This window comes from Pseudonocardia sp. NPDC049154, assembly GCF_040648315.1.
Lineage (GTDB): Bacteria > Actinomycetota > Actinomycetes > Mycobacteriales > Pseudonocardiaceae > Pseudonocardia.
In genome coordinates this window covers 1-13,796 of sequence record NZ_JBEZDN010000074.1, presented here as the reverse complement: position 1 = coordinate 13,796, position 13,796 = coordinate 1, and the positions used below count along the sequence as shown (strand labels likewise).

The following is a 13,796-nucleotide window of genomic DNA, read 5'->3' as shown; positions in this document are numbered from 1 at the left end:
GGTGACGTCCACATCCCGGCATTATCGACCTCCCGCCGGACGTGCGGCGAGTCGTCTGTGGCGTGTCGCTGCGTCCTTCGCCTCGACTGCAACTGGCCATCGTTAACTGGCAGAGACGGCAGTTGATCGGTCGGGAGTAGGCGCCCGGCAGTCCTGCTTCGAAGGTGCTTTTGGCCGAAGCGACAGCTTGCGGGTTCGCCGAAGTCTGCGTAGCTCCGAGCAGGAGTAGCGCTGCTCATCGGGACGTTGGGGGCGTGTCCGCGCGGGCCGCGACGTAGCGGGCATAGGTAGCGGCGGAGCCGATGGCGTGGCGTTCGATCGTGGCCGGGTGGTAGCCCAACGCCTCAGCGATGATGGCGACCGGGGCCAGTTTGGTGAGCTCGTGCAGCGAGCCCAGCCGGGCGGCCCGGGTGCTGAACAGCTCGCGTAGACGGTTTCGCAGGGTGGAGGCGCGCAGGTGCTGGCCGGGGGAGGAGCCCCGGAACACCCAGTTGCTGTGCGGGTGGGCCGCGGTGAGGTCGTGGCTGGGTGCGGCAGCGGGTGCCGCCAGGGCTGGTCGAGCGGTGGCAGCAGCGCGATGTCGACGCCGCCGAGGCGGACGCTGACCAGCTCGGGGGTCACCGTGATGTCGTCCCAGGTGAGGCGGACGACGTGCTCGATCTGCCTGACCGAACACCAGCACCAAGATCGCTGCTGCGCGCTCGCGCGGGTCGAGATCGTCGGGGGCGATGACGCGCTGCAGGGCGCTGTCTTGTTCGGCGGCGGACAGTGTCGGGCTGGTGCCGCGCCGGTGTGGGGTCATGGTCAGCGTCGGGGCGACGAGGCGGGTGTTGATCGCCCAGCGCAGGAAGCGGCTGGCGATCTCGCGGGTGGTCGGTCCTTCGGCCTGCCAGGTGTCGAGGTGGGCCTGTGCGAGCTGCTCGATGGCGATGCCGCGGGCGTGGAGCCAGTTGAGCAGCTCGATCGCGACGGTCACGGACTGCTTGGCGCGCAGGAAGGCGCCTTGGGTGACGCGATCCATGCTGTTCATCCGCCGCTGGTGGTGCCAGCGCACGTAGCGCTCGATGACCTCGCGGTGGTGCTCATCGACGACCCGGGTCAGGGCTTGGGTAGCCCAGTCTCGGTAGCGGGCGGCCAGCTCGTCGCGGCGGGGGAGCGCATCGTGTTCGACGAGCAGGCCGCGGACGTAGTCCCGGGTCCGCGAGGCCGGTAGCTGGTCCAGGCTCTCGTGGCTGATGGTTGGGGCGAGGGCCAGCTCGGACAGGAACGCTGCCACGTGTGGCTGGTTGAACCAGGTCAGCCCGCTGTTGGCTCGCTTCATCGACTTCAACGCGGCCGCCACCGGTGTCAGCTGCAGGCTCATCACGCCGGTCTCGGGGTGGGTGAGCACCTGATCGACCTTGGCGGCGAGGACACAGGACCAGCACTGGGTGCCGTTGTAGAGCTCGTCCTCAGCGCCGCAGGAGCGGCAGTCGAGGTTCAGCCGGATTCCGGAGCAGCCCCGGCATGCCGGGGCACCATCGATCCGCCCGGGCAGGACACCCTCATGGCCGCAGGCGCAGACGCCCGTGGTGCGCTGGGCCTGCTTGTAGCAGTAGCCGCAGACCCGCCCGTCCGGCCAGAAGGCGGCGGGCTGGCGGTGCTCGCCGCAGCGGGCGCAGGGCTCGGGCCAGCGAGCCGGGTCCTGCGGCTTGCGCGGCCTACTCACCCGGCCCCTCATCGGGGTGGTGCTCGTCGGGGATCAGCCGGATGCGCCGGGCGATCGGCTGTCCGGGCCGGACGCCGATGTCCTCGGGCCGGCTCGGGGCGTTGGCCGTGCCGGCCGCCCGCATTTCCACGAACGGCTCGAACAGGTCGTTCGGGCTGCAGTCGAGGATGTCGCAGAGCGCGGCGAAGGTCCGGGCCGGGATCCGCTCCGGGGTGCCGGTCACCAGCCGGTAGACCTGGCTCTCGGACAGGTTGATGCCCCGGGAGCGCAGCAGCGGCATCAGCTCGGTGGTCTTCCAGAGATTGCGCTGCGCCATCAGCGTCCGCAGGTGCCATCGGTAGCCGATGCGTCGCTGCTCAGCCATCGGACTCGCCGTCCTTCCCGGAGATGCGGCGGGCGATCATCTGCTGCACGGTCTTCTGCTTGAAGTCCGCCGACACCGAGGTGTAGAGGCCGGTGGTGGAGGCGTAGGCATGGCCGACCTGGGTCTGCACGAACGCCGGGTCGTAGCCGGCCTCGATCAGGTGCGTGACATAGGAGTGGCGCAGGCAATGCAGCCCCAGCTCCTCGGGCAGGCCGACGTCTGCCCGGTGACCGGCCAAGGAGTCGCTGAGGCTGCCCACGCCGATCCGGATGCCGCGCTCGCTCGGCCAGAGCGCCGAGGAGCGGTCGGCGTAGCTGAACCGGCCGCGGCCCTCCGCGCTGGTCCAGAACGTCAGCAGGTCGACCACCCAGCCGAACTCGGGGACGGTCAGCACGGTACGTCGCCGCGGCCCGGACCCGGCGGTGCCCTTGGCCCAGCGCACCATGACCGCGCCGTAGCCGGCGTAGGCGGGGACGTGCGGGTTGGGCCCGAAATCGGCCAGCTCGAGCATCGTGACCTCGCGCCGGCGCAGCCCGAACGTATAGCAGACCTTGAAGGCGATCGAGTCGCGCAGCAACGGCAGCCAGCGCTTGCTTCCCGCAGCGTGCTCGCGGTCTATGAGATCATCTAGGTGATCGAATAGACGCTGTAGCTCGACCTTCGTGAAGGCACGACGACCAGCGGGAACGGCGTCATCGGTCGTATGCCGCGGGGTGTTCCAGGCGAAGCAGATCTGGGCCGGAACGTCCCCGAACAGGTGTTCGCAGAACTCGGGCCAGCCGTAAACCGGGCTGGCCGCATAGGCGCAGAACATGCCGATCGCGTTGGCCTCGGCCCGCAGCGTGGTCAGAGCGACCGGACGCTCACCGGAGCGACGCTCGGCCAGGAAGTCCTCGAGATCAGCCGGCCGCCAGGTCCACGGATAGTCGCCCGCGTACTGCTGGAACCTTATGACAAGCCGCGTCCGTGTCTCGATGGTCGCCGTGACCAGCCCGCGGGCCAGCATCTGCGCCCGCCAGCCGTCCACCATGGCCTCGAAGACCCGATCCTCGGCGCGGAACAGCCCGACGCTGCTGTCGCGCAGCACCCGCGGCACGAACCCCGGCACTGCGTCCACCCAGCCACCTCACGCCGTGGAATCCTGCATCTAATGCAGGAAACCTACAGCAACCTGCGTCGCGGCGGCAGCTCCGGACCCAGCGGCACGCGCACGGGCTACCGCGCCCACCAGCCACCACCTGCAGCGACCGTGACATCGCAGCCGGACGGGAGTACTTGCATCTACTGCAACTCCCGTCCTTCCCGAGCCGATAATCTACCTTATGACAGTTAGCTCGCTCCGGTGCTCAGAGTCAGGACCCTGACCGTCGACGAGTCCCGGCCGGTTGCGGGTCGTCGGCGCCACTGGGCCGGGCGGAGATCGTGAACGACCTTCAACCGTGGTCGCCCGGAGTGAACGGGACATCGGCGAGTTGAGGCGCTGGTCAGTGTGCACTTCGCTGCACTCGACCCAAGCCGCACGGTCGTTCACGGCCGGTAACGCCTTCGATACAGAGTTCGACCTTGAGGCCGAGGGCCACTACAGGCTTCTCAAGCCCTGCCCCTAGGCAACATGGGCGGGTGGACGGAGAATCGGCGCAAGATGATGGCTCTGCTGAGCTCGCGGTGACGTGGCGCTGGGCTGAGGGGGTGAAGCCGTGGACGGTGAAGTTCCAGGTGGCCGCCGACGCCGATGCGATCGACTCCTGCGCGACCGCAGCATTCGTTCTGGGCCAAAGTGCACATGCTTGCCGAGTTGTCCCCATTTCCCACCAGGCGCGACCAGCAGCCGTCCGGCGAAGGCCAGGCGACGGTCTGGATGAGCACCTCCACCTCGCGGCGCGGAAGAACGATGACCCGGAGAATCACGGGTTGCGCGATGGTTGCGATCACAGCTGTTATTGCCGCGAGCGCGCCCGGGCCGACCTTCAAGGCCGAAGCCGCGGCACCGTCCGCGGGGCATCCGTTGATCGCGGTCACGGTCGACGATATTCCTGCGCATGGCGGGACGGCGCCGGGCGAGACGCGGCTCGACATCAGCCGCCGCCTGGTGGCCGCACTCCGCGCAGAGGGCGTTCCCGCTCGTGGCTTCGTCAACGGCTCGCGTGCTGAGGCGGACCCGGACGGCATGGCAGCGCTCGAGTACTGGGCCAGCGCATTTCCGGTCGGCAACCACACCTGGTCGCATGCCGATCTGAACGAACTCACCGCCGGAGCTTATGGCGAGGAGATCGCACGTAACGAACCGTTGCTCGAAAGGATCTCGGGTGGCGACTGGCACTGGTTTCGCTACCCGTACCTCCAAGAGGGCGACGATCCGGTCACAAGGCTCGCAATCCGCCAATATCTCGCCTCTCGCGGCTACAGGGTCGCGGGTGTGACAATGGCCTTCGACGACTGGAAGTACAACGACGCCTATGTGCGCTGCGCCGTCAGGGGTGATCAGGCGGCAATTGCGAAGCTCGAGGAGGATTGACTGGACGCGGTCCGCTACAACGCGGAGGCATCGCGCAGAGTGGCGAAGGCTGCCTACGGTGGCGACATCCCTTATGTGCTACTCACTCACTTCGGCTCGTTCGATGCGCGCATGTTCCCACGCTCGCTCGCACTCTATCGTGAGATGGGCTTCCGTTTCGTCAGCCTGGAGGAGGCGCAGAATCATCCTGCCTATGCAGGCGATAACGATCCGGCGGCGGCGCCCGGACCGGCCACAGGGCTGCCCACCCAGCGTGTGCCGGAGATTGACCTTGCCGGCCTCTGTGCCTGAGGCGGGCTCCGGATCGGGAAGGGATGCTCCGGATGCCCTTCCACGCCACCACGACCGATCAGTCGGAGGGCCAGCGCGGCTCCGCCGCGAGGTCGATCCCCAGGGCCGCCTTGCCGATGGTCTCGAGGGCCACGTCCGTGGACGGCGGGTGGAACTGCCCGGCCCGCACGTCCCGGTAGTACCGCTCGAGCGGCAGCCTGCGGAAGATCCCGTGGCCGCCGACCATGCGCACGCACCGGTCGACGGCCACGGCCGCGGCGGTGACGGCCGTGTGCTTGAGGGCCTGGATGTCGGCGGGCGCCAGTAGCTCGCCGTCGGCGCGGCGGGTCAGCACGTCGGAGACCATCGCCTCCGCCGGCCGCAGCGCCAGCTCGATCTCGGCCGCGCTCGTCACCTGCGCGGGCTGACGCGCCATCGGCAGCGAGGCACCGGTGACGGTCCGGCCGCCGACGTGGTCGTAGGCGAACCGGGCCGCGGCACGGGCGATCCCGAGGTAGACCGAGGCCACGGAGACGGCGAACCAGGCGAAGATCCGCTCCTGGGCGGCGTCCCACACCGGCGGGCCCGCGGGGTCGGTCCCGCGCTGCACCGCGGTGTCGGGCACGAAGACGTCGTCGAACACGACGTCCCAGTCGGTCATCTCACGGCTCCACGACGATCTTCCAGTGTTCCTCGGGGTCGCCCAGCGCGTCGAACGCCCAGGACAGGCCGTCGAGGCCGACCCGGGCGGTGACGAGCGGGGCCACGTCGATCTCGCCCTCGGCGATCGACCGCAGGGACGCGGCGAACTCCTCCGGCGTGTAGCCGAGGACGAAGTCGACCGACAGCTCCTTGGAGATGCCGAAGTACGGGTGGACGGTGTCGGCGCCCATGCACACCCCGACCACGACGACGCGGGAGCGGGCCGGGGCGCAGCGGAGGATGTCGTCGAGCACGCCCGGGACACCGACCGCCTCGAAGACGACCAGCGGGGTGGCCGCGCCCGCCCGGTCCCACACCGTCTCCTGCCGCGGGTCGACGACCTCGGTGGCGCCCATCGTCGCGGCGAGCGTCCGCCGGGCCGGGGAGAAGTCGGCGGCCACGATCGACTCGACGCCGCGGACGCGCAGGGCGGCGATCACCGCCAGCCCGACGGGCCCGCAGCCGACCACCACGGCCCGCTGGCCGGCCGCGATGCCGGACCGGACCACCGCGTGCAGCCCGACGGCCATCGGCTCGGTGAGCGCGGCGTGGTGCGCGGGCAGCCCGTTCGGCACCTCCAGCAGCAGCGGCGCGGCGAGGATCATGCGCTCGCCGTACCCGCCCTTGATGGTGTTCGAGTAGACGATCGTGTCGATCCCGCCATCCGCCCGGGGCAGGATCGGGAACGCCGTGACCAGCGTCCCGGCGGCAGGCGCGGTCGTGTCCGGTCCCGCCTCGAGCACGCGGCCGGAGAACTCGTGACCGAGGTAGACGTCCCGGTCGAGGTCGAGCTCCGCGCTGCTGCGGGCCAGCCCCTCCATCCGCCGGCCGAGGTCGAGCATCTCCGCGCCGTGCTGCGCGAAGTGCAGGTCCGACCCGCAGATCCCGCAGGCCGCGACCTCGACCAGGACCTGGCCGGGGCCCGGGACCGGCTCCTCGACGTCGTCGCGGACGAGGATCTTCCCCCCGTGGAGCACCGCGGCCCGCATCAGGCCCCGTCCCGCGTCGCGCCGGTCCCGGCGGCGTGGCTCTTGATCGCGCCGATCACGGCCTCCCCGGCCCGCCCGAAGATCTGCTCGCGCTTCGCGACCGCCCAGTCGTGCGAGGCCTTCGGCGCCGCGAGCCGGCCCTTGAAGTGCGGGATGACGTGCCGGGCGAACAGCCGGTACGACTCGAGGGTCGCCGCGGGCGAGGCCCAGTCGTGGCCGAGCATCAGGAACGTGCCGAACCCACCGGACTGGTCGAGCAGCTTCTCGACATAGGCGATGGCATCGTCCGGGGTGCCGATCATCGCGCGCCCGCTCGCCCCGTACTGCTCGACGAACTCGTGGTCGGAGAGCTGGGCCGGGTCGCCGCCGTCCGACAGGGGCACGAATCCAGCGCCGCCGCCGAAGTAGTTCGCGAAGTCCCGCAGCCCGTACGTGCAGTCCTGCACCGCCTGGGCCCGCGTCTCGGCGACGTGCACCTGGCCCAGGATCCGCCAGGTCGACCGGTCCGGCGCGGGCCGGCCCGTCTGCGCCGCCTGCTCCTCGACGACGCCCCACGCGTTGCCGATCGCGGCGAACCCCTCCGCCGCGGCGGACATCGACAGCGAGAGCAGGGAGGCGCCGTACCGCCCCGCCAGCCGGGGCCCGGAGGGCGACACCATGGCGGCCACCGCGATCTCGGGGTGTGGCCACTGGTAGGGCCGCACCTGCAGCCGCGCCTCGCGCATGGTGAACCAGTCGGTCTCGCGCGTGACCGGCTCCTCGCTGCCGAACAGCGCCAGGACCGCCTCCAGAGCCTCCTCGTGGCGCCGTCGCTGGTCGACGGGGTCGATGCCCAGCACGTAGGCGTCCGTCGGCAGGGCGCCGGGGCCGGTCCCGAAGATCAGCCGGCCGCGGGTGAGGTGGTCGAGCAGGCAGATCCGGTCCGCGAGCAGCCACGGGTGGTGGTACGGCATCGAGACGACGCCCGTGCCCAGCTTGATGTTCCGGGTGCGCTGCGCGGCGGCGGCGATGAAGATCTCCGGGCTGCCGATCAGCTCGTAGCCGCCGGAGTGGTGCTCGCCCACCCAGGCCTCGTCGTAGCCGAAGCGGTCGAGTGCCTCGATGCGCTCGAGGTCGTACTCCAGGGCCAGGGTCGGGTCCTGGCCGTACGGGTGGAACGGGGCGTAGAAGACCCCGAAGTCGAGCGGCCTCATCGGATGTCCCCCAGGAAGTCGAGCAGTGCGGCGTTGACCTCGTCCGGCTTCTCCTGCTGCACCCAGTGCCCCGCGTCGGGCACGAGCACGGTGCCGCGGTGGTCGGCGAGCCACGCGGCCTGCCGGTCGGGCGGGCTCAGGGACAGGACGGGATCCAGCGCCCCGCCGATGAAGAAGCTCGGGACCTCGACCTTCGCGCCCTCCAGCTGCGGGGTGAGCTCCCAGTTGCGGTCGAAGTTGCGGTACCAGTTCAGGCCGCCGGTGAAGCCGGTGCGGGTGAACTCGGTGGAGTAGAAGTCCAGCTCCTCCTGGCTGAGCCAGCCCGGCAGCGCGTCGGGCTCCGCGAAGCGCTCGACGAACCCGCGGCCGTCGTCCTCGGAGGCCATGCCGCCGCCACGGACGCCGCAGAGCAGCCTGCGCATGGTCGTCGCCGCGTCCGCGCCGAGCTCCGCGTCGGCCGGGCCGGGCTCCTGGAAGTAGAGGATGTAGAAGAAGTGGCCCTCGAAAGCCTTGCGCCACAACGCGGTCGGCGGCGCGGGCGGGCGCGGGGCGAACGGCACGCTCATCCCGCACACTCCGGCGACCCGGTCGGCGTGTAGCAGCGCGGTCTGCCAGACGACCATCGAGCCCCAGTCGTGGCCGACGAACGTCGCCTTCTCGACGCCGGCATCGTCGAGCAGCGCCACGAGGTCGCCGGTCAGGTGCGCGATGTCGTAGTCGGCGACCGCCTCGGGGCGGGAGCTGCGCCCGTAGCCGCGCTGGTCCGGCGCGAGGACCCGGTACCCGGCCGCGGCCAGGGCCGGGATCTGGTTGCGCCAGGAGTAGGCGAGCTCGGGGAACCCGTGGGACAGGACGACCACGGGGCCGTCCGGCGGGCCGTCCTCCACGACGTGCAGGGCGACGCCGCCGACGTCGACGGAGCGTTCCGTGGCCACGCTGCCACCTCCTGGTAACGGTTGTGACCAGAACCGTAGGGTATGGTCACGCGCGTTGCCAAGACTTGACGAGACGACCAGACCCCCGCGCTGGGCGGGCGTGCCGGCGGCCGATCGCGTGGCCGAACGGCGCTCCCTGCTGCTCGACGCCGGGCTGGAGCTGCTGGGCACCCAGGGGCTCGCCGCCACCACGGTGCGCGGCGTGTGCGCGACGGCCCGGCTGAACGCGCGGTACTTCTACGAGAGCTTCGACGACATCGGCGCCCTGGTCGTCGCCGTGTTCGACCGGGTCGTCGCCGAGCTGCACACGACGGTCGACGCGGCCGTGGCGGCAGCCGGCGACGATCCCGTCGCCCGGGTGCGGGCCACGGTGGCGAGCACCGCCGAGTTCGTCGACTCCGACCGGCGCCGGGCGCGCGTGTTGTACGTCGAGGGCCGCGGCCACGAGCGGCTGCAGCGCCGGCGGCGCGAGTCCTCGTCGGACATCGCCGGGCTGATCGCCCTGGAGGCGGCCGGGAAGGAGCCGGGCTCCGGGCACCGGATCGCCGCCGCGTTCCTGGTCGGCGGGTTCAGCGAGCTGCTCACGCGCTGGATCGACGGCGAGATCCCGGTCGACCGTGACCAGCTGGTGCACGCAGCGACCGAGCTGTTCCTGGCGCTGGGCCGGGTCGGCGGCCGCCTCGCCACGCCGCCCGACCGGTCCGGCTGAGCGGGTCCGGGACCGTCAGCCCCGCTCCTCCACGGGATCGGCCGCGTCCGGCGTCGCGGCCAGCGACCCGAGGAGGGCGAGCGAGCGGGCGGTCTCCGAGCCCGGCTCGGCGTGGTGGATCACCAGCAGCTGCTCGCCCGAGTCGCCGATCGGCAGCTTCTCGCGGCGCAGCTCCAGCATCCCGACCTGCGGGTGGAGCATCCGCACCGGGCCGCCGGCCAGCGCCGTGACGGCGCGACGAGCAGGGCGGCTGGCCGCACGCCCGCACCCCGCCGAGCTGCGCGACCAGGTCCACGACAACCTGCGCCGGCTCGGCCTCGACCGGCTCGACGTCGTCAACCTGCGGATGGGCGGGGTCGAGTCGCCGGAGCCCGGAGTGATCGCCGAGCAGTTCGGGGCGCTGGCCGAGCTGCAGCAGCAGGGGCTGATCCGGCACCTCGGGCTCAGCACGGTCTCGGCCGTGCAGCTGGCCGAGGCGCAGGCGATCGCGCCCGTGGTCTGCGTGCAGAACCTCTACAACGTGGCCCGCCGCGCCGACGACGCCCTCGTCGACCTCACCGCGGCGCAGGGCATCGCGTTCGTGCCGTACTTCCCGCTCGGCGGCTTCTCCCCGCTGCAGTCCGGCGCCCTGCACGCCGTGGCCGACCGCCTCGGCGCCACCCCGCTGGCCGTCGCGCTCGCGTGGCTGCTGCAGCGGTCCCCGAACGTGCTGCTCATCCCCGGGACGTCGGCCGTCGCGCATCTGCGGGAGAACGTCGCGGCGGCCGGGCTCGAGCTGCCGGCCGACGCGCTGGCCGACCTCGACGCGATCGGGCGGGGGAATCCGTCGACGGCCGATGAGTTCGGCGGCGGCCCGCGGTCGTAGGGGCATGAGCAACGACACCCAAGCACGCAGCGGCATCTCGAACATCGGCGTGGTCATGTTCACCGTCGCCGACCAGGACGCCGCCCAGGAGTGGTACACCACCGTCCTCGGCTTCGAGGTCCGCAGCGACAGCCGGTTCGGCCCGAACGACGAGTACCGCTGGCTGGAGGTCGCCCCGCCCGGCTCGACGGCCCGGCTCGCCCTCAACCCGCCGATGTTCGACCAGCCCGGGGGCGGCTCGATCGGCGTCGAGACGCCGGACGTGGCGGCGGAGCACGCCCGGCTGAGCGCGATCGGCGGGGTCGACCTCGACGCCGCGCCGGACGACAGCACGCCCGGGGCGCCGAAGCTGTTCATGCTGCGCGACCCGGACGGCAACAACATCGCCGTCGTCGAGGTGCCGGCCGGCTGAGCCAGATCCAGGTCACGGGGCCGGCGGTACACGACGGGGTGTACCCCGGCCCCCGACTCCCCGTTGGTGCCATCGGCAGGGTGTGGCCCGCACCGTGTGGGCTACTCTGCCGCCGATGTCCGCTCCACCGGAAGGCGCCGTCAGGGGTACGGCCTTCACCGTCCCGGGCCCCCGGGTGGCTTCGGCGGTGGCCGACGCCCTGCTGCCGACCCGCAGCTTCGACGTCGCGTGTCACCGCGTCCTCGAGTACCTGCAGCAGACCGTGCCGCTGGGCGGCTGGGCGGTGACACGGGTGGTCGGCGACCGCCAGGTCCTGCTCACCGCCGAGGGGGACGGCTACGACCTCCCGCCCGGCACGAGCCTCCCGTTCAGCGAGTCGATGTGCCACACGATGGTCGAGGGCACCACGCCGCGCATCGCGCCCGACGTGCGCGAGGTCCCGCAGTACGCCGAGATGGCGGCCGCGGCGCCCATCGACATCAGCGCCTACGTCGGCACCCCGATCGTGAGCGGGGACGGCCGGCTGTTCGGCACGGTCTGCGGCTACGACCCGTCGCCGCAGCCCGCCGCCCTGCGCGACCAGCTGCCGTTGCTCGACCTGCTCTCGGGCCTGCTGTCGGCCGTCCTCGACGCGGACCTGTCCGCCACGGCCGCCGCCCGCGAGCTCGAGCGCGCCCGTCGCGAGGCCGAGACGGACGCGCTGACCGGCCTGCTCAACCGGCGGGGCTGGGACCGGTTCGTCGAGCAGGAGGAGGACCGGTTCCGCCGGTTCGGCGACACGGCGAGCGTGGTCGTGCTCGACCTGGACAACCTCAAGACCGTCAACGACGTGCACGGACACGACGCGGGAGACGAGTACATCCGCCGTGCCGCCACCGCCCTCGCGGCGACCGTCCGGCGGGGCGATGTCCTCGCCCGGCTGGGCGGCGACGAGTTCGGGATCATCGCCGCCGGCGCCGTCCCGGACGAGGCGGCCGAGCTCGTCGGGCGCGCGGAGAAGGCGCTGGCCGGGGCGGGGGTCTCGGGCTCCTTCGGGCACGCCCCGTACCGCATCGTCACGGGTTTCCCGGGCGCCTGGAAGGCGGCCGACGACGCCATGTACGAGCAGAAGCGCCGCCGGCGGGCCGGGCTCTCGCGCACCCCCTCCTGAGCCCGCGCGGTCCCCGCGGGAGGCTGGGGGCGTGCAGCTCGGGGTGATCGGCCAGGCGGCCGGGATGTTCGCGGTGACGAACGTCGACGACCTGCTGCTGCTCGCGCTCTGGTTCGGGCGGGCACCGGACCGTCGCGCCGCCGGGAAGGTCGTGGCCGGGCAGTACCTCGGCTTCGGCGCGATCCTGGCCGCGTCGGTGGTCGGCGCGGTCGGGGCGGGGTTCCTGCCGGAGGGCGTCGTCCCCTATCTCGGGCTGCTGCCGATCCTGCTCGGGCTGCGCGCGGCGTGGGAGGCGTGGCGGTCCCGGCGGGACGGCGGCAGCGGCGACGAGGGCGAGCAGCCCGTCTCCGGGACGGGCGCGCTCGCGGTCGCCGCGGTGACCCTGGCCAACGGCGGCGACAACATCGGCGTCTACGTCCCGGTGTTCGCGAGCACCGACACCGCCGGGCTGGTGATCTACGCCGTGGTGTTCCTGCTGCTCGTCGGGGTGTGGTGCGCCGCGGGGCGCTTCCTCGCGACCCGTCCCTTCGTCGCCCGCGCGGTGTCGGGGTGGGGCCACGTCCTGCTGCCGGTGGTGCTGATCGCGCTCGGCGTGCTCGTCCTGGTCGAGGGCGGCGCGTTCGGGCCGGGCTGAACGACGGCCGGACCGAACGGGGCCGGGCTCAGCCGGGCCGATCTGAGGGCGGGTGACCGGGCAGCATGGGCCTGGTGAGCCCTCCCCGCCCCGCGGCCCGGATCCGGGTCGTCACCCTCAACGCCCTGTCCCCGCAGTACGCCGACGGGCCGCGACGCCGCGAGGCGATCCGCGCGGAGCTGCGACGGCTCGACCCGGACGTGGTGGCGCTGCAGGAGGTCGTGCGCGACGAGGTGCCCGATCTGGTGCCCGGCCACCACCTCGCCCCGCACCCCGCGGTCGCCGACGACGGCAGCACCGCCGTGCTCGCGAGCCGCTGGCCCTTCACGCGGGTGCACCGGCTGGATCTCGACGTCACCCCGCGCGCCCGGGAGTTCCCGTGGGGCGGCGCGGTGGTCGCCGAGCTCGACGCGCCCGGGCTCGGGCCGCTCGTCGTCGCCCACCACAAGCCGTGCTACCAGCTGAACTTCGAACGGGAGCGCGAACTCCAGGCGGTCGCGACCGCGGAGCTCGTCGAGCGGGTGCTGGCGGAACGGCCGGCTCACGCCGTGCTCCTCGGGGACCTCGACGCGACGCCCGACGCCGCCTGCATCCGGTTCCTCACCGGGCGCCAGTCCCTGGAGGGCGTGAGCGTGAGCTACCACGACGCCTGGGAGACCGCGCACCCCGGCGAGCCCGGGCACACCTTCACGCCGGCGAACCCGCTGGTCGCGGCCGGCGACATGCCGCTGGTCCGGCCACGTCGCATCGACTACGTGCTGGTGCGGGGTACGAGCCACGGCCCCACCCTCCGCGTCGACGCCTGCGAGCTCGCCTTCACCGACGGGCTCGGCGGCAGCCCGCCGAGCGACCACCTCGGCCTCGTGGCCGACCTCGCGCTGCCCGACCGGCCGCCCGGGACGTTCGGCGCGGGGTTCGCCGGCTAGGACGCCCGGCGCTCCTCCTCGGCGCGGGCAAGTCGGCGCAGCTGCGCGGCGAGGTACGGCCGCGCGCGGCGCTGCCCGCCGCGGGCCGCGATCGCCGCGTCCAGGGCGCGCAAGGCGCCCAGCACCGCGGTGAGGTTCGGCTCCCAGCCGCGCCGCTCGCACTCGGCGAACCACTCGGCCGGGCTGCGGTGCCCGCGCGCGGCATTGCATCGCCGGCACGCCACGACCTCGTTCTCCACCCAGCTCGGGCCGCCCTTGACCTTGGGCACCAGGTGGTCGGTCGTCGGCGCGACGAGGCCGACGCACGGCCGCCCGCACCACACGCACGCGTGGCCGTCCCGGGCCGCGGCGGCGCGCAGCCGTTCGGCGCGGCCGGGCTGCGGGTGTGGGGACGACATCGTGAACCAGTGTCCTCCGGATGTCG

Annotated in this window: 17 protein-coding genes; 8 read left to right on the top strand and 9 right to left on the bottom strand. The window is 72.5% G+C overall.

The window, feature by feature from the left end; translation table 11 throughout:
- Positions 1 to 235: 235 nt before the first annotated feature.
- Genes AB0B41_RS28140 through AB0B41_RS28130 form a run of 3 tightly spaced genes read right to left on the bottom strand, consistent with a single transcriptional unit; the run spans position 236 to position 3,180 of the window.
- Positions 236 to 1,720: a hypothetical protein gene (locus tag AB0B41_RS28140; protein ID WP_358208549.1), complete on the bottom strand. Its 1,485-nt coding sequence runs from the start codon at positions 1,718 to 1,720 to the stop codon at positions 236 to 238.
- Positions 1,701 to 2,072, bottom strand: coding sequence for a helix-turn-helix transcriptional regulator (locus AB0B41_RS28135; RefSeq protein WP_358208547.1), 372 nt, complete (start codon positions 2,070 to 2,072; stop codon positions 1,701 to 1,703). Before AB0B41_RS28135 ends, AB0B41_RS28140 begins: the two co-directional genes overlap by 20 nt.
- Complete coding sequence (locus AB0B41_RS28130) at positions 2,065 to 3,180, bottom strand: site-specific integrase (RefSeq protein ID WP_358208545.1); 1,116 nt, start codon at positions 3,178 to 3,180, stop codon at positions 2,065 to 2,067. Before AB0B41_RS28130 ends, AB0B41_RS28135 begins: the two co-directional genes overlap by 8 nt.
- 675 nt (positions 3,181 to 3,855) lie before the next feature.
- Here AB0B41_RS28130 and AB0B41_RS28125 point away from each other — a divergent pair.
- Together AB0B41_RS28125 and AB0B41_RS28120 are read left to right on the top strand one after the other, a co-directional pair.
- Complete coding sequence (locus tag AB0B41_RS28125; protein ID WP_358208543.1) at positions 3,856 to 4,587, top strand: polysaccharide deacetylase family protein; 732 nt, start codon at positions 3,856 to 3,858, stop codon at positions 4,585 to 4,587.
- A gap of 39 nt (positions 4,588 to 4,626) precedes the next feature.
- Entirely contained in the window at positions 4,627 to 4,878 is a 252-nt protein-coding gene (locus tag AB0B41_RS28120; RefSeq protein WP_358208541.1) for a hypothetical protein, read from the top strand.
- A 58-nt stretch (positions 4,879 to 4,936) separates the two neighbouring features.
- Here AB0B41_RS28120 and AB0B41_RS28115 read toward each other — a convergent pair whose 3' ends face one another.
- From AB0B41_RS28115 to AB0B41_RS28100, 4 genes are read right to left on the bottom strand one after another with little or no spacing between them, the layout of a single operon-like run.
- A complete protein-coding gene (locus AB0B41_RS28115; RefSeq protein WP_358208539.1) occupies positions 4,937 to 5,518 on the bottom strand; it encodes an acyl-CoA dehydrogenase family protein in 582 nt (193 codons plus the stop codon).
- 1 nt (position 5,519) lies between these two features.
- Complete coding sequence (locus AB0B41_RS28110; protein WP_358208537.1) at positions 5,520 to 6,548, bottom strand: zinc-binding dehydrogenase; 1,029 nt, start codon at positions 6,546 to 6,548, stop codon at positions 5,520 to 5,522.
- Positions 6,548 to 7,741: an LLM class flavin-dependent oxidoreductase gene (locus AB0B41_RS28105; RefSeq protein WP_358208535.1), complete on the bottom strand. Its 1,194-nt coding sequence runs from the start codon at positions 7,739 to 7,741 to the stop codon at positions 6,548 to 6,550. Before AB0B41_RS28105 ends, AB0B41_RS28110 begins: the two co-directional genes overlap by 1 nt.
- Positions 7,738 to 8,676, bottom strand: coding sequence for an alpha/beta hydrolase (locus AB0B41_RS28100; protein ID WP_358208533.1), 939 nt, complete (start codon positions 8,674 to 8,676; stop codon positions 7,738 to 7,740). Before AB0B41_RS28100 ends, AB0B41_RS28105 begins: the two co-directional genes overlap by 4 nt.
- A gap of 100 nt (positions 8,677 to 8,776) precedes the next feature.
- On the opposite strand from AB0B41_RS28100, the gene AB0B41_RS28095 reads away from it, so the two are divergent.
- Entirely contained in the window at positions 8,777 to 9,385 is a 609-nt protein-coding gene (locus AB0B41_RS28095) for a TetR family transcriptional regulator (protein ID WP_358208531.1), read from the top strand.
- 15 nt (positions 9,386 to 9,400) lie between these two features.
- Here AB0B41_RS28095 and AB0B41_RS28090 read toward each other — a convergent pair whose 3' ends face one another.
- Positions 9,401 to 9,685 (bottom strand): hypothetical protein, encoded by a 285-nt coding sequence (locus AB0B41_RS28090; RefSeq protein ID WP_358208529.1) that lies wholly within the window; start codon positions 9,683 to 9,685, stop codon positions 9,401 to 9,403.
- Between AB0B41_RS28090 and AB0B41_RS28085 the strand changes: the two genes are divergently transcribed.
- From AB0B41_RS28085 to AB0B41_RS28065, 5 genes are all read left to right on the top strand, one after another.
- Positions 9,612 to 10,250 carry an oxidoreductase gene (locus AB0B41_RS28085; RefSeq protein WP_358208527.1) on the top strand — a complete coding sequence of 213 codons (639 nt, stop codon included), beginning with the start codon at positions 9,612 to 9,614 and terminating at the stop codon, positions 10,248 to 10,250. The genes AB0B41_RS28090 and AB0B41_RS28085 overlap by 74 nt on opposite strands.
- Positions 10,251 to 10,254: 4 nt before the next feature.
- Complete coding sequence (locus tag AB0B41_RS28080; protein ID WP_358208525.1) at positions 10,255 to 10,662, top strand: VOC family protein; 408 nt, start codon at positions 10,255 to 10,257, stop codon at positions 10,660 to 10,662.
- 115 nt (positions 10,663 to 10,777) lie between these two features.
- A complete protein-coding gene (locus AB0B41_RS28075) occupies positions 10,778 to 11,812 on the top strand; it encodes a sensor domain-containing diguanylate cyclase (protein WP_358208523.1) in 1,035 nt (344 codons plus the stop codon).
- Between the two features lie 31 nt (positions 11,813 to 11,843).
- Positions 11,844 to 12,446 carry a cadmium resistance transporter gene (locus tag AB0B41_RS28070; protein ID WP_358208521.1) on the top strand — a complete coding sequence of 201 codons (603 nt, stop codon included), beginning with the start codon at positions 11,844 to 11,846 and terminating at the stop codon, positions 12,444 to 12,446.
- A 74-nt stretch (positions 12,447 to 12,520) separates the two neighbouring features.
- Positions 12,521 to 13,372, top strand: coding sequence for an endonuclease/exonuclease/phosphatase family protein (locus AB0B41_RS28065; protein WP_358208519.1), 852 nt, complete (start codon positions 12,521 to 12,523; stop codon positions 13,370 to 13,372).
- Here AB0B41_RS28065 and AB0B41_RS28060 read toward each other — a convergent pair.
- Positions 13,369 to 13,770, bottom strand: coding sequence for an HNH endonuclease signature motif containing protein (locus AB0B41_RS28060; RefSeq protein ID WP_358208517.1), 402 nt, complete (start codon positions 13,768 to 13,770; stop codon positions 13,369 to 13,371). The two genes, AB0B41_RS28065 and AB0B41_RS28060, sit on opposite strands and share 4 nt — an antisense overlap.
- Positions 13,771 to 13,796 lie beyond the last annotated feature (26 nt).